This is a genomic window from Bacillus sp. 9.4, assembly GCF_055486415.1.
Genome location: NZ_JBVFMU010000004.1, coordinates 217,194 through 236,335 on the forward strand (window position 1 = coordinate 217,194; position 19,142 = coordinate 236,335).

Annotated in this window: 18 protein-coding genes; 9 read left to right on the plus strand and 9 right to left on the minus strand. The window is 44.7% G+C overall.

The genetic code is table 11. From position 1 onward, the window contains the following. Nucleotides 1-4: 4 nt before the first annotated feature. The 4 genes from iolD to iolA all read right to left on the minus strand — a co-directional run bounded on the left by iolD (nt 5) and on the right by iolA (nt 5,305). Nucleotides 5-1,918, minus strand: coding sequence for a 3D-(3,5/4)-trihydroxycyclohexane-1,2-dione acylhydrolase (decyclizing) (gene iolD / locus ACZ07B_RS16890; RefSeq protein ID WP_003242642.1), 1,914 nt, complete (start codon nt 1,916-1,918; stop codon nt 5-7). 32 nt (nt 1,919-1,950) lie between these two features. Further along, nucleotides 1,951-2,928, minus strand: coding sequence for a 5-dehydro-2-deoxygluconokinase (gene iolC / locus ACZ07B_RS16895; protein WP_014478485.1), 978 nt, complete (start codon nt 2,926-2,928; stop codon nt 1,951-1,953). Between the two features lie 23 nt (nt 2,929-2,951). Next, the gene (gene iolB, locus ACZ07B_RS16900) at nt 2,952-3,767 is read right to left on the minus strand and encodes a 5-deoxy-glucuronate isomerase (protein ID WP_021481031.1); all 816 of its coding nucleotides are present in this window, start codon (nt 3,765-3,767) and stop codon (nt 2,952-2,954) included. A 74-nt stretch (nt 3,768-3,841) separates the two neighbouring features. Then, entirely contained in the window at nt 3,842-5,305 is a 1,464-nt protein-coding gene (iolA, locus tag ACZ07B_RS16905) for a methylmalonate-semialdehyde dehydrogenase (protein ID WP_464877461.1), read from the minus strand. Nucleotides 5,306-5,721: 416 nt separating this feature from the next. Between iolA and iolR the strand changes: the two genes are divergently transcribed. The 7 genes from iolR to ACZ07B_RS16940 all read left to right on the plus strand — a co-directional run bounded on the left by iolR (nt 5,722) and on the right by ACZ07B_RS16940 (nt 11,571). After that, a complete protein-coding gene (gene iolR / locus ACZ07B_RS16910; protein WP_464877462.1) occupies nt 5,722-6,477 on the plus strand; it encodes a myo-inositol utilization transcriptional regulator IolR in 756 nt (251 codons plus the stop codon). A gap of 53 nt (nt 6,478-6,530) precedes the next feature. Continuing rightward, complete coding sequence (locus ACZ07B_RS16915) at nt 6,531-7,463, plus strand: aldo/keto reductase (protein WP_063335873.1); 933 nt, start codon at nt 6,531-6,533, stop codon at nt 7,461-7,463. 261 nt (nt 7,464-7,724) lie between these two features. Next, nucleotides 7,725-8,375, plus strand: coding sequence for a hypothetical protein (locus ACZ07B_RS16920; protein ID WP_130573070.1), 651 nt, complete (start codon nt 7,725-7,727; stop codon nt 8,373-8,375). A gap of 3 nt (nt 8,376-8,378) precedes the next feature. Beyond that, the gene (locus tag ACZ07B_RS16925) at nt 8,379-8,687 is read left to right on the plus strand and encodes a YxcD family protein (protein WP_003227046.1); all 309 of its coding nucleotides are present in this window, start codon (nt 8,379-8,381) and stop codon (nt 8,685-8,687) included. Nucleotides 8,688-8,877: 190 nt separating this feature from the next. Further along, a complete protein-coding gene (locus ACZ07B_RS16930) occupies nt 8,878-9,444 on the plus strand; it encodes a CGNR zinc finger domain-containing protein (protein ID WP_217019932.1) in 567 nt (188 codons plus the stop codon). Between the two features lie 136 nt (nt 9,445-9,580). After that, nucleotides 9,581-10,069, plus strand: coding sequence for an HPP family protein (locus tag ACZ07B_RS16935; RefSeq protein ID WP_254150304.1), 489 nt, complete (start codon nt 9,581-9,583; stop codon nt 10,067-10,069). Nucleotides 10,070-10,185: 116 nt separating this feature from the next. Continuing rightward, nucleotides 10,186-11,571 carry a sugar porter family MFS transporter gene (locus ACZ07B_RS16940; protein ID WP_153255529.1) on the plus strand — a complete coding sequence of 462 codons (1,386 nt, stop codon included), beginning with the start codon at nt 10,186-10,188 and terminating at the stop codon, nt 11,569-11,571. A 41-nt stretch (nt 11,572-11,612) separates the two neighbouring features. Here the strand turns inward: ACZ07B_RS16940 and htpG are convergent, their stop codons facing one another. Both htpG and ACZ07B_RS16950 read right to left on the minus strand, forming a co-directional pair. Next, nucleotides 11,613-13,493, minus strand: coding sequence for a molecular chaperone HtpG (gene htpG, locus ACZ07B_RS16945; protein WP_021481039.1), 1,881 nt, complete (start codon nt 13,491-13,493; stop codon nt 11,613-11,615). A 167-nt stretch (nt 13,494-13,660) separates the two neighbouring features. Beyond that, nucleotides 13,661-13,912 carry a hypothetical protein gene (locus tag ACZ07B_RS16950; RefSeq protein ID WP_014481429.1) on the minus strand — a complete coding sequence of 84 codons (252 nt, stop codon included), beginning with the start codon at nt 13,910-13,912 and terminating at the stop codon, nt 13,661-13,663. A gap of 116 nt (nt 13,913-14,028) precedes the next feature. Here ACZ07B_RS16950 and ACZ07B_RS16955 point away from each other — a divergent pair, with 116 nt between their 5' ends. Continuing rightward, complete coding sequence (locus tag ACZ07B_RS16955) at nt 14,029-14,850, plus strand: SDR family oxidoreductase (RefSeq protein WP_217019928.1); 822 nt, start codon at nt 14,029-14,031, stop codon at nt 14,848-14,850. A gap of 29 nt (nt 14,851-14,879) precedes the next feature. Here ACZ07B_RS16955 and ACZ07B_RS16960 read toward each other — a convergent pair whose 3' ends face one another. After that, complete coding sequence (locus ACZ07B_RS16960) at nt 14,880-16,022, minus strand: TetR/AcrR family transcriptional regulator (protein ID WP_217019926.1); 1,143 nt, start codon at nt 16,020-16,022, stop codon at nt 14,880-14,882. Between the two features lie 142 nt (nt 16,023-16,164). Here ACZ07B_RS16960 and ACZ07B_RS16965 point away from each other — a divergent pair, with 142 nt between their 5' ends. Beyond that, nucleotides 16,165-17,502, plus strand: coding sequence for an aldehyde dehydrogenase family protein (locus tag ACZ07B_RS16965; RefSeq protein ID WP_464877463.1), 1,338 nt, complete (start codon nt 16,165-16,167; stop codon nt 17,500-17,502). 38 nt (nt 17,503-17,540) lie between these two features. On the opposite strand, the gene ACZ07B_RS16970 is transcribed toward ACZ07B_RS16965, so the two are convergent. Both ACZ07B_RS16970 and ACZ07B_RS16975 read right to left on the minus strand, forming a co-directional pair. Next, nucleotides 17,541-18,020 carry a GNAT family N-acetyltransferase gene (locus ACZ07B_RS16970; protein WP_003244176.1) on the minus strand — a complete coding sequence of 160 codons (480 nt, stop codon included), beginning with the start codon at nt 18,018-18,020 and terminating at the stop codon, nt 17,541-17,543. Nucleotides 18,021-18,099: 79 nt separating this feature from the next. Then, entirely contained in the window at nt 18,100-19,092 is a 993-nt protein-coding gene (locus ACZ07B_RS16975; RefSeq protein ID WP_003243554.1) for a JmjC domain-containing protein, read from the minus strand. Nucleotides 19,093-19,142: the final 50 nt, after the last annotated feature.

Below are 19,142 nucleotides of genomic sequence, written 5' to 3' on the forward strand. Positions count from 1 at the left end.
CCCTCTAATACTGCTTCGCAGATTCCAGCTTTTTCTCTTTTGCTTCGTATGCTTTCTGAACGCTTTCTTGTTCAGATACCTCTGCCACCCCGACATGCCACCAGCTGTCATAGCCGTCCGTCATTGTTTTTGGCAGAACTTTCATTTCTATTAACGTTGATACATCCTGTTTCTTCGCATCCTCTAACGCCGCTTTTAATTCTTCTACTGTGTTCGCGCGGTAGGTTTTCGCGCCGTATCCCTCAGCGACTTTTGCGTAATCGACATTCAGGATTTGGTTGTCATCTGTGCGGAACTCGCAATAGTAGCTGCCGCTGCCATGATCCATTTGCAGGTTGTTGATGCATCCGAATCCTGAGTTGTCAAAGAGCAGCACATTGATTTTCTTGTTGTACTGAATCGCCGTGATCAATTCAGAATGAAGCATCAGGAAGCTGCCGTCTCCGACGATTGAATACACTTCTCTGTCAGGGTGGGCCAGTTTAAGACCGAGTGTCCCGGACACTTCATAGCCCATGCAAGAATACCCATACTCCAGGTGATACGTATTCGGAACATTAGAATGCCACAGACGCTGCAAATCTCCTGGGAGTGAGCCTGCTGAACAGATGATGACACTGTCTTCAGGAATCGTCTCGTTGATTGTCAGCAATGCCGTTGTTTGCGGAAGCTCCGTATTCAACGCGTCAGCATATTCATTCAGGACCTCTTGAGAAAAATGATTTTTGATTTCCGGATCAAATGCTTCCCGCTTAAACGTCACTTTGCTGAGACGCTCGCGTTCAGCTAGCCATTCGTCCTTCAGCTCCCGAATCGTTGTGCCGAACTCGCTCTCATAGCCTTCAAGCAAGCCATGCAGTTTGCCAAGCGTCACTTTCGCATCCGCTACCACTTGGAATGCATCAAGTTTATACGCCTGCATTCGGCTGACGTTAATGTTCAAAAACTTCGCTTTATCAAAATCAAAAGCGGTCTTAGAGGATGTCGCAAAATCTGTATACCTTGTGCCGATGCCGATAATCAAATCAGCTTGACGGGCCGCTTTGTTTGCCGCAAGTGTACCTGTGATGCCCATTCCGCCAAGGTTGTTCGCAAAATCTGCCTCAACAGTGGACTTTCCTGCCTGCGTTTCAACTAATGGAATGTTATAGGCTTCAGAAATGGCAACCAATTCATCGCGCGCACCGGAATATTTTGCGCCTCCGCCGACGAGAATCACAGGTTTTTTGCTGGATTTAATCAGCTCCGCCGCACCTTGAAGCTCGCGCTCGCTCGGCTGCATGCGATCAATATAGTGAACCCGTTTGACGAAGAAACTTTCATCAAAATCGTATGCTTCCCCTTCAACATCCTGAGAAATACAAATCGTTGCCGGACCTGCTTTTGCCGGATCAGTCATGACTTCAAACGCGCGCAGCAAACTGCTCATCAGCTGCTCAGGGCGCGTAATGCGGTCCCAGTATCTCGATACAGGTTTCAATGCATCGTTTGTCGTAATCGCCGCACTGTATTCTTGCTCCATTTGCTGCAGTACAGGGTCTGGCTGTCTTGTCGCAAATGTGTCTGCCGGAATCAAGAGAACTGGGATATTGTTTGCCAATGCAGTGCCGGCTGCCGCCACCAAGTTAGCCGCTCCCGGTCCGACGGATGTAGACACCGCATATATTTTTCTTCTTAGCATTTGCTTGCTGTACGCCATGGCCGCATGCGCCATTCCTTGTTCATTTTTCCCTTGATAGACTTTCAAATGGCCTGCATCCTGCTCAAGCGCTTGCCCGATCCCTAATACGTTTCCATGACCGAAAATCGTGAAAATCCCTTCGACAAAAGGCTCTTCCTTTCCATCAACATGGATGTACTGCTGGTTTAAGAATTTAATCAGCGCCTGTGCTGTTGTTAAGCGAATTTTCTTACCCACAAACGATCCCACCTTTACTCGATCTTTTTCAATTATGACTGTGCTTCAATAAGCTGTACGATTTCTTCCGCAGTCGGCATCGCTTCTGACGAACTGTGCTTGCTCACCACAATGGAAGCGGAAGCACTGCCGTATTTCAATGCCGTTTCAATGTCTTTTCCGCTGACAAGGCCATAGATAAAGGCTGACGCATAGGAGTCACCGGCTCCAAAGGTTTTCAGCACTTTTGTCTTGTACGCTTGAGCGCGGAATACCTCGCCGGATTTGCTGTATGCGTAAGAGCCTTCGACGCCGTGTTTGATGACAACGAGGTCGGCTGAATGGCCAAATAAATGATTGACGGATTCTTCATTGCTTCCGCCTGTGCGGTTTTCCATCACATCAAATTCATCGCGTGTGCCGATGACGATATCAGACTGCTCGGCAACCAAAGAATAATAAACGGCTGTTTCATCTGATGACTGCCACGTATACGGGCGGTAATCCAGTTCGAACACCACTTTAACCTGATGCTTCTTCGCGTATTGAACAGCTTTTAATACCGCTTCCCGTGACGGGCTTTTGGCGAGCGCTGTCCCGGAAACAAGCAGCATTTTCGCATTTGCGATATAGTCCTCGCTTACCTCTGAAGGCTCAAGATAAAGATCCGCCACATCATCGCGATACATTAAAATGCTGCATTCTTCAGGGCTGAGGATTTCTGTAAATGCAAGGCCTGCTTTGTGTCCATCTTGATCAACAACCATCTGTGTTGTATCAACGCCGGTCTTTCTCATATAGGACTCTATGAATCTTCCATGCTGGTCATCCGGAATTTTGCCGATGAAGCCCGCTTTTAAGCCAAGCTTCGCGCTGCCGATCGCGATATTCGCAGGTGAACCGCCGACGTATTTGGAAAATGTCATCGTCTCTTCCATTGGGCGGTTGTATTCGACTGCGTTCAGGTCAATACATGCCCGGCCGATGGCAATAATGTCAAAAGCCTTCTCTTCATTGAATGTATACTTCATCGTAAACAGCCACTCCTCACTTGTTAGCGTTCTAAAATCCACTCATGCGCCGGGTCGTTATGAAACTTCCATTTTCGCGTCGGCCCTGCCATGACATTTAAATAGTAGGATGTGTATCCGTCCGGAACGCCTACCGGGTGGTATCCCGCAGGAACGATGACAACGTTTTCATTTTCCACAGTCATTGTCTCGTCAATAGAACGGTCATCTGTGTATACGCGCTGAAATACAAAGCCCTGTCCCGGGTCTAACTCATGGTAGTACGTTTCTTCTAAGAAAGATTCTTCCGGCAAGTTGTCTTGATCATGTTTGTGAGGCGGGTAGCTGGACCAGTTGCCGCTGTCTGTATAGACTTCAACTACTAATAGACTGTTAGCTGAAGGGTCTGAATCCGGAAGAATGTTATGAACAGTACGTTTGTTTGAAAATTGCCCGCGATGTTCAATTCCGTTGTCTTCCGCTTTGATCAGCTTTGTCGGAAGCTGCTTTTCCGATGGAGAATAGCAAAGCGCCACTCTTGCGTTGCTGACCGCTGTGATCTCAAATGCACGGTCATTTGATATATAGACGCTGTCTGTCGGTTTTCGTTCAAATACGCTTTCACGCGTGCCGATATTCTCAAAAGTCGACTCATGATCTGTCACTGTAATTTTTCCCGTTACCGCCACAATACAGATTTCTTGTTTTTTCAATTCTTCTGTATAGCTTGAACCTGATGCAAGATCTAACACTTTAAACTCTACATAAGTGAGATCAGAGTTGGATGTCGTTACTTCGTGCACGAGTTTGACCCCATTAGACACTTCATGCGACTGCGGCTTACGCAACAAATAACTCATAGAGAAGCCCTCCTCTTTCTATTGGCAGAATGAGTCCGAACAGCGCACATGGACGCCGTTCGGCTGTTCGTCGTTTAGTTGAAATCAGGTGCCGGATATCTTGCCGTTACCACTTTTTTACGTGTATAGAAGTCGACGCTGTCTTTTCCGTTCGCATGCAGCGTTCCAAAGAATGAAGATTTCCAGCCTGAGAATGGGAAGAACGCCATTGGAGCCGGCACACCAAGGTTGATGCCTAGCATTCCCGCATCAATGTTTTCACGGAAGTAGCGGATTGCGTTTGAGTTGGATGTGAACAAGCAGGCGCCGTTCGCAAACTCAGACTTATTGGCGATTTCAATCGCTTCTTTCAGGTTTTTCACACGAATGACAGATAAGACCGGAGCGAAAATTTCATCTTTCCAGATCGTCATCTCTGTTGTGACATTGTCAAAGATCGTCGGGCCGACAAAGTAGCCGTCGTCAGACACATTTTCACGTCCGTCACATACGAGTCTGGCACCCTCTTCAAGACCTTTTTCGATATAGCTGAGCGTGCGCTTCTTGTTGTCTTCGCGAATCACTGGTCCTAAGAACACGCCGTCATCAAGGCCGTTACCGATTTTAATGTCCGCCACTTTTTCCTGCAGCCTCGCCATAAATTCATCGGCGATTCCTTCTTCAACTGTCACAACCGCACAAGCCATGCAGCGTTCACCGGCAGAACCGAAGGCAGCTCCGACGATGTTTGTGACCGTGTCTTCAAGATTCGCATCGTTCAAGACAATCGTATGGTTTTTCGCGCCAGTCAGAGATTGAACGCGTTTTAAGTTTTCGCTTCCTTTTTTGTAGACGTATTCGCCTACTGGCTTGGAGCCTACAAATGAAATTGCTTTAATTTCGGGATGCTCAAGGATGCCGTTCACAACGTCATGCGCACCGTATACGACGTTGAATACCCCTTTCGGAAGGCCCGCTTTTTCAAAAAGCTCAACCAATTTCTCTGTTAACAGCGGAGTCCGCTCAGATGGCTTTAAAATAAATGTGTTGCCGAGCGCGATCGCCATCGGGAACATCCAGCAAGGAACCATCATCGGGAAGTTGAATGGCGCGATTCCGCCGACAACTCCGATTGGGTAACGGTAGTTGGCAGCTTCAACGTCTGTTGCGATGGTAGCAAGTGAGTCACCCATCATCAGGGAAGGTGCTCCAGCGGCGAACTCTACGTTTTCAATCCCGCGTCCCACTTCACCTAAAGCTTCTTTCGTGTTTTTTCCGTTTTCAATTGTAATTAGATGAGCAAGTTCTTCTCTATGCTGGGACAGCAGCTGCTGAAAGTTAAATAGAATTCTGGCACGGCGCGGAACCGCCACCTTTGACCATGTTTTAAATGCTTCAGCCGCCGTTTGCGCTGCGTAATCAATATCCTCTTTTGTAGAAATCGGCACTTGGCATAGTACTTCTTTCGTCGCCGGATTGACGACATCTTCATATTGATCTGTTTTGCTTTCAACCCATTCACCGTTGATGTAGTTTTTTAATTTTCTGATTTCTGCCATTCTTATTGCCTCCTTCATTAGTAAACACATACACTTGTATGGATGGTTCAGGATAGATTCATATCAATATCCACTTTTCAGCAAGCCAAGAATTAAACGCTTTCAAAAAAACCAAAAAAATAAATGGCGGATGCATATTTACATACAAGCAACCATTTCATGCACAACAGGTTACTTTTTGGTCATTTCTTGGTTATATTCTAATCGCATAATACCCATAAGTCAATCATAAACACTAAATTTTTTCATTATTTTTATTATATTAATCTTTTAATCAATTAAGAGAGGTAAGAGAAGCCCGTCGAATCTTGCAAAAGATATACACCGATGTTATCATTTTTTAAGCAACTATTGATTAACTTTTGGTTTTTATTATATATTTATGTTACGTAAAGATTCAAGAAGGAGTTTTTAATATGAAACTGATGCGGATTCAGGAAATGGAGGAGTACATTTTATCGCATGGCACTGTTTCCTTAGATGAGCTGTGCCAGGTGTTCAATGTCTCCAAAAACACAGTCAGACGTGATATCAACAAGCTAACAGAAAAGGGTGCGATTGAAAAAGTATACGGCGGCGTAACATCTATTGAAAAAACCGCATTAGTTCCTTTTGAGAATCGCACCATTCAGCACCAAGATGAAAAAACAAAAATTGCCCATTATGCTTCCCGTTTTATTGAAGATCACGATTTGATCTTCATTGATTCAGGAACGACAACAAAGTCTATTCTCGATACGCTTGATCCAGCCAAAAATGTCACCATCTTAACCAACAGTTTAGACATTATCAATGCGGCGTCAGCTTTGAAGAATATCAACTTAATCATTATCGGAAACAACTATAAGAGAAAAACCCGCTCCTTTGTCGGCATGGACGACCCGGCTATGCTTGATAAGTACAATATCAACAAAGCCTTTATGTCCGCTACCGGAACGACGCTGACTCACGGATTGACCAACTCGGATCTGCTGGAGTATGAAATTAAAAAGAGGATTTCGGAAAAAGCAAAAGAAGTGTATCTATTGGCTGACCATTCTAAATTCGGAAAATCAACGCTTCTGACGTATGCACCGTTTGACAGGCTGCATTGCATTGTGACCTCTCAGCCATTAGACGACGAGTACACGCAGTACTGCAATGAGCATCAAATCGGCATTCATCTGGCCTAACGTTTACAATAGTGTTGAGAGTCTATCATCCATTTTATTCTAGGAGGCAGATCATGAAAAAAGCGAAGCTCGGAAAATCAGACTTGCAGGTATTCCCTATCGGATTAGGAACAAATGCTGTCGGAGGACATAACCTCTACCCGAACCTAAATGAAGAAACCGGAAAAGAATTGGTGCGCGAGGCGATCCGTAATGGCGTGACAATGTTAGACACCGCTTATATTTACGGGATCGGCCGTTCCGAAGAATTAATTGGTGAAGTGCTGCGTGAATTCAACCGTGAAGATGTTGTCATCGCGACAAAAGCCGCTCACAGAAAACAAGGCAATGACTTTGTCTTTGATAATTCACCAGAATTTCTTAAAAAATCAGTTGATGAAAGCCTGAAGCGCTTGAATACCGATTATATCGATTTGTTCTACATTCACTTCCCTGACGAACATACGCCTAAGGATGAAGCCGTTAACGCGCTGAATGAGATGAAGAAAGCCGGAAAAATCCGTTCCATCGGTGTATCCAACTTCTCTTTAGAGCAATTGAAAGAAGCAAACAAAGACGGTTTGGTAGATGTATTGCAAGGCGAATACAACCTGTTAAACCGTGAAGCGGAAAACACATTCTTCCCGTATACGAAGGAGCATAATATTTCATTTATCCCTTACTTCCCTCTCGTATCAGGTTTATTGGCAGGAAAGTATACAGAAGATACAACGTTCCCAGAAGGCGACCTGCGAAACGAACAGGAACACTTCAAGGGCGAGCGTTTCAAAGAAAATATCAGAAAGGTCAACAAGCTTGCGCCGATTGCCGAAAAACACAACGTGGATATCCCTCACATCGTATTGGCCTGGTATTTAGCAAGACCGGAAATTGATATTTTAATCCCGGGAGCAAAACGTGCCGATCAGCTGATTGATAACATCAAAACAGCCGACGTGACGCTTTCTCAAGAGGATATTTCATTTATTGATAAGCTGTTCGCATAAGAAGAAAACAGCCTTCTCCAATGGAGAAGGCTGTTTTTTTGTGCGATAAATTCCTAAATAACTGATTTTGAAGCAAAACCTTACAAAATGAGCCATAAATCCGATAAAATAAAGGTAGTTTATCTCAGAAAGAAAGTGATTGAGAAAGCAAAAGTATGAAACGTTCATATCATCCAGCTCATATGAAATAAAGCTGACCCAGCTTCTTTTATTTGCTGGTCAGAATAGCGGACCGTTTCGATGGTCTATGGAGGAAACAGAATGAAACTTAAATATGTAAAAGCCTTAGTCGCAGTAATTGTTGCTTTAGGTGTACTGCTGCCATCAACGATTTCTCATGCAAAAAGCTTTAGCGGCCGCTCATCATCTAGTTACAGCAGCCGGAGTTCAAGCTCGTCATACAGCGGAAGCTATAAATCAAGCCCGAAATCAAGCTACAGCTCAGGAGCAAGCTCTTCTAGCAAGAAATCTAAGACGTCTGACGATTCATCATCATCGATTTCGCTTAAAAAGAAGCCTTCGGAAAAGGCAAGCTCATCAAGCTCTAAAAAATCGTCAGGGACCTTTTCCGGCGCTACATCAAAAGTAACCGGAAAGACATACAGCGGAAAAACGTCTAAAGCTTATGTTGGCGGACGTTATGTTTCAGTCAATCATTACTATCACGCAGGTTTCGCGCCATCAGGATGGTTTGGATATTATAGCGGATTTACAATGGGTATGTTCATGATCAGCATGATGCACCCATGGGGTTACACCTATCATCCAGTCGGAGGCCCAGGCTATGTTTCGTATGGCGCTTCACCCATTGCCTGGATCGTTGATATCATTGCTTTGATCATTATTTTAATCATTGTCATCGCGTTGATTCGCGCATTTAAAGCACCGAAGACGTACAGAAGGAGATTTTAGGCAATGAGATTAATATTAAATGAGCAAGAAATTGTAGACGGAATTTGCGTGTATATTTCCAATGAAGAAGATATCTACCCTGAAGACGTTGAAGTAAAAGAACTATCGTACAACAAGCGTACAGGGTTCTTCGCTGAAGCCACATTTGGCCTGCACCACAAGCAGCTTATGTCAGATGACATTTCAGAAGGCATTATTCAGTTCTTAGAGGAATACCACAACTTCAATCCGGACGTTACCGTCGTTGAATTGCAATTTGATAAGAAAAAAGGCTTCTCCGCCTTGGTTTTCGTCAACGAAGCAGAAGAATAAAAATGTCTTAATCAAAACCTTACTCCGCGCGGGTAAGGTTTTTTATAATGGTTTTCCAGTAGACAGGAAGAATCATCTCCCCTTTAATCAGCAGACCGCCTGAGAGATAACATGCAAAACCTCCTTTTACTCATATCCTTGCGTCAAAAAGGTTTTGGCGCTTACAATGATTTTGAAAGGAATGATCACAATGGCAAATGCTCAATTCCCTCTTATCACACAAAACCTTTCTCTCGATCTCGTGAATACTGAAATTGTAAGCTATGATAAACGGCACGATCTCATCCAGTCAGAAAAAGATCTGATGGCATGGTTTGAAATAATGGGAGAAACTGCTCCTTTTCTCAATTCTTTGACGCTACAGGAAGTCCGAGGACAATTGCAGCGGATTCATCAATTCCGGGCTGAGCTGAGAAAACACTTTGAGCGTATCGTCGAAGGCAGTGAACCCTCTCAAGCTTTTATCTCTTTCCTGCAAGATCAAATCGCCGCCGCTCCCTTTTCTTATCAAATCATAGATGGCAAACTAGCCCGCATCCCGAATGGAAAACCAGATGATTCCATTTTATCGCTTATCGCTTACGATGCGTTGTGGCTGATTCATACAAAAGAAATTCAACAGCTGAAACGGTGCGCAAACGAAAAGTGCATTTTGCTTTTTCTTGATAAAACAGGAAGGCGAAAATGGTGCTCCATGAAGATATGCGGCAACAGGCATAAGGTTTCACGCCATCAGAAAAAAATGAATCATGAGTAAGAATCCGTTCCCCAGCGAACGGTTTTTTTATTGACTCAAAAAACTAACCTCTAAAAATAAAATTGACAGGTTAGTTTTTAACTATTATTCTATACATACTGGAGGGATAAATTTGGAAAACAACTTCTTTTTTAAAATGAAAGGAAATGGAAAAACACCCTTGCAGGTGAACGGCAAAGATGCTGTTACAGGGCTTATCGGAGGATTTATTACCATATTGACACTGGCTTCGTTGACCGCTTATACATCAAGCTTATGGTTAATGGCGCCTTTTGGAGCGAGCTGTGTGCTCGTATTCAGCGCTTGGAATGCTCCATTATCACAGCCAAGGAATTTGATTGGCGGCCATTTTATTTCCGCTCTTACTGGGATTGTTGTCCTTCACATATTCGGCGCCCACCCATGGACCTTTGCATTGGGGACAGGGCTTGCTATTTGCTTGATGATGCTGACCAAAACCACTCATCCTCCTGCCGGCGCCGACCCGATTGTTGTCATTCAAGGGGCATATGCTTGGAGTTATTTAGTATTTCCCGTCCTCATTGGATCTGTCATCATCGTGATCATCGCTCTCATTATTAATAACTTACGCAAAAATCGCCAATACCCAGCATTTTGGCTTTAATGTTTTCGTTTGTTCAAAACAAATGTTTCAAATGAGATAGGAAATGGGTACTAATCTATTAACTTTGTTATACATTTTAGATACTCATTGGCTCAACAACTGAGGAGGAGACATTTGTGAAGAAAGACACAAGGAAATATATGATCTACTTTTTCGGCGCTTTAGGGGGACTGCTATATGGTTACGATACAGGCGTTATCTCCGGAGCACTCCTGTTTATCAATAACGATATTCCTTTAACGACATTGACAGAAGGATTGGTTGTCAGCATGCTGCTCCTTGGCGCGATTTTCGGTTCTGCCTTGAGCGGCACATGCTCAGACCGCTGGGGCAGGAGAAAGGTTGTATTTGTCCTTTCCATCATTTTTATTATCGGTGCGCTCGCTTGCGCATTTTCTCAAACAATCGGCATGCTGATTGCATCTAGGGTGATACTCGGGTTGGCCGTCGGCGGTTCAACGGCACTTGTGCCCGTGTATCTTTCCGAAATGGCACCGACGAAAATTCGCGGGACACTCGGCACAATGAACAACTTAATGATTGTCACCGGGATTTTGCTCGCCTATATCGTTAACTACCTGTTCACACCGTTTGAAGCGTGGCGCTGGATGGTCGGTCTGGCCGCAGTGCCTGCCGTGCTTCTATTAATCGGCATCGCGTTCATGCCGGAATCGCCAAGATGGCTCGTGAAGCGCGGCCGTGAAGAAGAAGCGAGACGCATCATGAACATCACTCATGATCCCAAAGACATCGAAATGGAATTGGCAGAGATGAAGCAAGGGGAAGCGGAGAAAAAAGAAACGACACTCGGCGTGCTGAAAGCCAAATGGATTCGCCCCATGCTTCTGATTGGCGTCGGCCTTGCCATTTTCCAGCAGGCGGTCGGCATTAACACGGTCATCTACTACGCGCCAACCATTTTTACGAAGGCCGGTCTTGGCACATCAGCTTCGGCACTCGGCACAATGGGGATCGGCATCCTCAACGTCATCATGTGTATCACTGCCATGATCTTAATTGACCGTGTCGGCCGCAAAAAACTTCTGATCTGGGGAAGTGTCGGCATCACACTGAGCCTTGCTGCTTTATCAGGCGTGCTCCTAACGCTCGGACTTTCCGCATCAACAGCGTGGATGACAGTAGTCTTTCTAGGTGTCTATATCGTCTTTTACCAGGCGACATGGGGTCCGGTAGTGTGGGTGCTCATGCCTGAGCTCTTCCCGTCCAAAGCACGCGGAGCCGCGACAGGGTTCACGACTTTGGTGTTATCGGCAGCTAACCTGATCGTGTCGCTTGTCTTCCCGCTGATGCTAAGCGCGATGGGCATCGCATGGGTCTTTATGGTTTTCTCAGTCATTTGTCTTCTCTCATTTTTCTTCGCGTTCTACATGGTACCGGAAACCAAAGGGAAAAGCTTGGAGGAAATTGAAGCAAGCCTGAAAAACCGGTTTAAAAAGAAGAAAAGCACCCAAAACCAAGTGCTGAATGAGCGTACATTATAAAAAAAGGAATCGTCTCCTTATGGGACGATTCCTTTTTCTGTTTACACCATGACCTTGCAAATATTGTTCGTAAATTCCACAGGGTCCTGAATCGGCAGGCCTTCGATGAGAAGCGCCTGATTGTACAGAAGGTTTGTGTACAGGCTCAGCTTCTCTTTATCTTGTTCAAACGCGTCCTGCAGCGTTTGGAATACCTCGTGATTCGGGTTGATTTCCAGCACTTTTTCCGCCTTCACATTTTGGCTGTCAGGCATCGCGTTTAAGATTTTTTCCATCTCAATTGTCACTTCGCCGTCAGCAGCAAGGCAGACTGGATGTGATTTAAGCCGTTTTGAGATTCTGACGTTTTTCACTTTGTCTGACAGAATGTTTTTCATTTCCTCAAACAGATCCTTATACTTGCTTTCCTCTTCCTCGGACTGCTTTTGATCCTCATCCGTGTCTATGCCAAGGTCTCCGCTTGATACGGACTTGAATTCTTTTTCCTGATAAGAAGCCAGCATTTTAATTGCAAACTCATCGATGTCCTCAGTAAAGTAGAGGATTTCATAGCCTTTGTCCGCCACCATTTCCGTTTGCGGCAGTTTCTCAATGCGGTCGTAAGAATCACCGGTCGCGTAATAAATGTATTTCTGCTCCTCTGGCATTCTGGAAACATACTCGTCTAAGCTGACCAGTTTTTTCTCTTTTGAAGAGTAGAATAATAGGAGATCCTTCAATTGATCCTTATTCGCGCCAAAATCATTGTACACGCCGAATTTCAGCTGTCTGCCGAACGACTTGTAGAACGTCTCGTATTTCTCGCGGTCTTTTTTCAACAGGCTTTGCAGCTCGCTTTTGATTTTCTTGCTGATGTTTTTCGCGATCAGCTTCAGCTGGCGGTCATGCTGCAGCATTTCTCTGGAAATATTCAGCGACAGATCCTCAGAATCGACCATGCCCTTCACAAAGCTGAAGTGGTCCGGTAGCAGGTCTGCGCACTTATTCATGATCAGCACGCCATTGGAATACAGCTCCAAGCCTTTCTCATATTCCTTGGAATAGTAGTCAAACGGCATGTTTTCAGGGACGAATAGAATTGCGTTGTAGCGAACGGCTCCATCCACACTGATATGAACGTGTGTCAGCGGTTTATCAAACCCGTAATGCTTTTCAGCATAGAATTTTTCATAATCCTCATCTGTCAGCTCGCTTTTGTTTTTTCTCCAGATCGGCACCATGCTGTTGACCGTCTGCTCTTCCTGCACCTCTTCAAATTCATTTTCGCTGCCTTCCTTCGGCTTATTAATGGTTGTATCCATTTTGATCGGGTAGCGAATGAAGTCGGAGTACTTCTTGATGATCGCTTTTAAACGATATTCCTCTAAAAACTCATCATAGCTGTCATCTTCTGTGTTCTCTTTGATTTTCAGGATAATGTCTGTACCGACAGAATCCTTTTCACACGGTTCAATTGTATAGCCGTCTGCACCCGCAGACTCCCATTTATAAGCTTCTTCGCTGCCAAGCGCTTTACTGATGACTGTCACGACATCGGCAACCATAAATGCCGCGTAAAAACCGACACCGAACTGCCCGATAATGTCATGTCCGTCTTTCAGCTCGTTTTCCTTTTTAAACGCGAGGGAACCGCTTTTTGCAATTGTTCCAAGATGCTGTTCAAGCTCATCCTTTGTCATTCCGATCCCCGTATCAGAGATGGTTAATGTTCTCGCATCTTTGTCAGCTGCGACCTTTATGTAGTAACTGTCTTTATCAAACGTAAGCGCATCGTCCGTAAGCGCTTTGTAATAGATTTTGTCAATCGCATCACTCGAATTGGAGATTAACTCGCGCAGGAAAATTTCTTTTTGGGTATAAATGGAGTTAATCATCATATCCAGCAAGCGTTTAGACTCTGCTTTAAACTCTTTTTTCGCCACTCTTGATCGCTCCTTTACCATTATGTAAACCCTTTTCAGCATCTATTTATCACATAAGATGACAATTGTCAATTAGATTGATAGATGCATATATATGTAAATTTAACATTAGTTGGATTTGTTTTCACTCTTTTTCTCACTCATTCTCATAAAAAAGAGAGGCTTCATCATCCTCTCTTTTTTTCTGTGTCATTCCAGCGGCCAAACTCCCGCTTCATCCATATATGCACCGGGTAGAAAAACAAACCGAACGGTATTAAAAACAATAGATTATGCCATGAAGCATTCAGAAATGCGCTTGCAGTCACCGGAAACGTAATCTCTTGCAATAAAAAAGAGATGACAGTCAGCACAACAAATGCAGATGGAATGGTAATGAAGCAATAAAACTTGAGCTCCTTCTTATGCTGTACCTTCAAACATACAAACCTCCCAACAATTTCTAATTCATCTTAACATATGCTGGCCTTTCTTTTCTCGCATGTTTATCACTGCACATAGCGGGAAGACAAATAGAAAAAGGAGGTCTCGTATCATGGGAAGACTTGAAAACAAAACAGCAGTGATCACAGGCGCCGCGACCGGCATTGGTCAAGCGACGGCAGAGGTTTTTGCCAATGAAGGCGCGCGCGTGATCATCGGAGATATCAATACAGATCAAATGGAAGAAACAGTGGACGCAATCAGAAAAAACGGAGGACAGGCCGAATCCTTTCACCTCGATGTGTCAAATGAAAACAGTGTGAAAGCTTTTGCTGATCAAATCAAGGATGCATGCGGAACGATTGATATACTGTTTAATAATGCCGGCGTTGATCAGGAGGGCGGAAAGGTGCATGAATATCCGGTTGACCTGTTTGACCGCATTATCGCCGTCGACCTGCGCGGCACGTTCCTTTGCAGCAAATATCTGATTCCGCTCATGCTCGAAAATGGAGGCTCCATCATCAACACCTCCTCCATGTCAGGCCGTGCCGCGGACCTTGACCGCTCCGGCTACAACGCAGCAAAAGGCGGCATCACCAACCTGACAAAGGCAATGGCAATCGACTATGCACGAAACGGCATCCGCGTCAATTCTATCTCACCGGGCACGATCGAAACACCGCTGATTGATAAACTGGCAGGCACAAAAGAACAGGAAATGGGCGAACAATTCCGCGAAGCCAACAAATGGATCACGCCGCTCGGCCGTCTCGGCCAGCCGAAGGAAATGGCAACAGTGGCACTGTTCCTCGCGTCAGACGACAGCTCATACGTCACAGGAGAGGACATCACCGCAGACGGCGGCATCATGGCGTACACATGGCCTGGGAAGATGCTGATTGATGAGAAATGGAAGGAAGAAACGAAATAAGAGAGGGGATGTCCCTCTCTTTTTGTCTTTCAAAGCAATACAACCTTATACTTTTTTACATCCAAAAACTGCAAAAATTCCCTCACCAGCACTTCAGGCGGATGCGCCTTTCCTTCATCCAGCCGATACAAAAGCAACCCAATAATCATTGCGGATACATAATGGGCATAAAGCTTTTTCTCTGCGTGAATATCAGTTTGCTGATGCAGATAAAACGATTCCAGCGCTTTAAACATATCAGGTATCACATGAGGAACACCCCATTCCCGATTGAGAAAATGGACAATGGGCATGTTTGACAAAGCAGAAAGCAGACTGGCGAGCGCCTTCTCCGCTTCCTTTAAGGAAAATTCATTCGGGCTGGAGGCAATCGTCAGGTGATCAATGATCTCCGCACATGATCGCTGTATCAGGGTTTGGAGCAATTCCTCCTTATTGGCATAGTGATCATAAAAGGTTGCACGGCGGATATTGCTTTTCCGGGTAATATCCGAAATCGTGATGGCTGCGTAGTCTTTTTTCTCCGCCAGCACGTCCAGAAATGCCTTCTGGAGCGCCTCTCTCGTTCGAACCACACGCCTGTCGATTTGCTTGTTCTTCTCTCGCTCTCCTGGCACAGCTTGTCCAAACAGCCAATAAAATCTCTTTTGAGAAACAAGCTCCCATACCTTTTGGCTGATAGCTTCCGGAGTCGCGGCCGCATCCTCATTCAGCCAATACAGGATAATCGCGTACGTGTACAAGGCCCGGTAATGTCCGTAAATTTCCCGTTCGATCGGCGTCAAATTCACATGGACCGGAGTCAGCAGAACATCCTGCTGAAACACATCCTTAAAAAAACGATGGAAATGCCCTCTGTTCATCATCACAGAAAAAAAGGATCGATGCTCATGAACAAAGGATAGCGTCGGATGCACCGTTTGCCGTTTTTTGTTCAAATGGAGGATATCCATATGACTGAAGGCGTCAAAAAGCGCTTTGCCCAGCCCTTCCTTCATGTCTTCGATTAAATCCTCAATGATTGAAAACTTATCCTCATAATAAAGGTAGAGCGATCCGCGGCTCACTTTGGCCTTCTCAGCGATTTCTTTCATTGTGATGTGTTGAATATCTCTTTCTTTCAATAAAGCCAGCAGCGCCTCTTTCACTTGAGCTTCGGCAGATTCCGGCACAAAAGACACCCCCAATCATTAGACAAATGTTCGATATATGTACGGTAACGTATAGATGGTTCACCGTTGTCTTTCTTACAGAAAAGGTACCACCTTATAATAGGTCCGAGAAAAGAAGAAAGCAAATGAGGGGGATTTTACAATGGAACAACAAGTAAAGGACGACATCCGGCGTGTCTTTCAGCTTCAGAAAAAACAGCAAAAAGCCTTGCGCGCTTCAACAGCGGAACAGCGGAGAGAAAAGCTTCAACGCTTTTTAGATTCCGTCATCGCCCATGAAGAAGAAATCATCGAAGCGATCCGCAAAGACGTCCGCAAACCATATCACGAAGTCAAAAAAGCGGAAATCGAAGGAACAAAAAAAGCGATTAGAGATAATATGAATAACCTGGAACAATGGATGGCGCCTAAAGAAGTCGGTTCATCGTTAAGCCCTGACGCAAACGGAATTCTTATGTACGAGCCTAAAGGCGTCACACTCATCCTCGGCCCGTGGAACTATCCGTTTATGCTGACGATGGCGCCGCTTGCCGCTTCTCTCGCAGCCGGAAACAGCGCGATTGTGAAGCTGTCCGATTTCACGATGAACACGAGCAACATTGCCGCTAAAGTGATAAGAGACGCTTTTGATGAAAAAGAAGTCGCGATTTTTGAAGGAGAGGTTGAGGTGGCAACCGAACTACTTGATCAGCCGTTCGACCATATTTTCTTCACTGGAAGCACAAATGTCGGGAAAATCGTCATGACAGCGGCTGCCAAACACTTGGCATCTGTCACACTTGAGCTTGGCGGCAAGAGCCCGACGATTATTGACAGTGAATACGATCTGATGGACGCAGCGAAAAAGATCGCCATCGGGAAATTCGTAAACGCCGGCCAAACCTGCATCGCACCTGATTACCTGTTCATTAAAAAAGACGTTCAGGACAGGTTCGCGGGGATTTTACAAACAGTCGTCAACGCTGGATTTATGGAGGATGATCATACCCCAGACCGCAGCAAATTTACGCAGATCGTCAATGACCGCAACTTCAACCGCGTCAAAGATCTGTTCGACGATGCCATCGAAAAAGGGGCGGAAGTGGTGTTCGGCGGCGTATTTGATGCCAGCGACCGCACGATCTCGCCAACCGTTTTGAAAAACGTCACGCCTGACATGAAAATCATGCAGGAGGAAATCTTCGCACCGATTCTGCCAATGATGAACTATGAAGACATCGACGAGGTCATCGATTACGTAAATGACCGCGATAAACCGCTTGCACTTTATGTGTTCAGCAAAAACCAAGACCTGATTGACAACGTCCTACAGCACACGACATCAGGAAATGCCGCCATCAATGATGTCGTCGTCCATTTCAGTGACGTCAACCTGCCATTCGGCGGCGTCAACACAAGCGGAATCGGCTCCTATCATGGGGTATACGGATTCAAAGAGTTTTCTCATGAGAAGGGTGTATTTATTCAGGCCGCTGAATAATCGCATGATCAAAAGGCGCTTCCTTAGAGGAGCGCCTTTTATTGTAACTCCTTGACCAAAAGCAATTCATCACGGATAGGTATTTTATTATCTGCCAGTAAAGGAATTTCGGGCTTCATCTTTCTGGCCGTCTCGACTGCATTCACAAATAGTCGATCCAACCGGTACCCTCTCTTCTGATAAAACGCTAATGCATGAATATTATCATTGGTTGTGATCAGTTTTATTTGTTTGATATTTCTCTCTCTGCATGCTTCCTCGGCTTTCTCTAGCAGAGCTGTTCCGATCCCTTTATTCTCAATGACACTATCCAGCGAAATGATTTCACAGGCATCTTCTTCAAATATGTATGTAATAAGGCCAACAATCTGGTTATCATCGTTGAGCATTCCATAACCATCTAATTCATCGCAGTTATAAATACCGCTAGAAATAACCATTTGCGGACTGCCCCAGTGTTTTTGAAAAAACGCGGAAACAAGATCTTTAGGTATCTGGCATGTCGGAATAATATTCATATTTTCCTCCTTTTAGCTGAACAAAAATAAGAGAATTAACAACCTATTTTATGTCATTAATCCCCTTATCTAGTATTTACTAGAACTTATAACTTGTCAAAAGCTGTCTGAATACCAATTGCGTGGATTGATAAGGATCAAAATCTGAATCCTGAGATTGGAAGATTTGCTCTGGGGTCAATGTCTCTGCGTTCTCTGATAACGTTTGAATCAGACTTTCCAAATATCCATTTAACTCTGATTTGGACGATTCATGTAGGGATTGATGATTTACAGCGAGTTCTCTAAATCTGTTATCACTGATTAATTTTTTTCGAAGAGCTGCTAGCATCAAGTCAAGCCATGCAGGCTGGCCAAATGTAATATTTAAAGCTAACGTTGCTTGATCAGATTTGGTGGAGTGCCATAAACCTCTTGGCAAATACAGCATGGTTCCCGGTGTTAAATTAACGATTTCTGCATCTGGCAGATCCTCTTTTGGCGGATCTCCTTTCCAATATGACTGTAAATCATCAGGATAGTAAGGAGCCTCTGATAAATCATAGTGCTGCATTGGATTGCTCACATTTTCATTCTTGGCAAGCTTCCATGTTTTCTCACCTTGAATTTGAAAAATCAAGTTGGTGTAGGCGTCAAAATGGGCTTTGAATCCCCCGCCATTTTTCGCCGCGTAAACAATGGCTTTGGAAGAAGTACCCGCAGGCAGTCTTAATTCCGCTTTGAGTTTTTCTATCCACCTTCTGACTTGGGGAATAAATAGGTCGGTGAAATCAAACTCTAATGCAGCCCCTTTTTCATACCACTCTAAAGCCTCTGCAGGTGACACAAGAAATCTGTCTGTGATCCCTTCAGATTCTTCAATCACAGCATCACCAACGACCATGACTGGATTATTGTAGATAGCCAATACGTTTTCTAGCGTTCTAACCTTTTCAAACCCCGGTATGCTTGTAAATCTTTCCACTTCTCCTCTGGCTACCAAAGGTTTTACAGGCCAATATTCTTCTAAAAACTCACTCATCGTTACAGGACTGATGATAGACTCCAAAACCGATTCGGTTACAGCACTCATATTATCCCTCCCAAAAAAAGTAACTTCATCACAAAGATATAACATTTTTT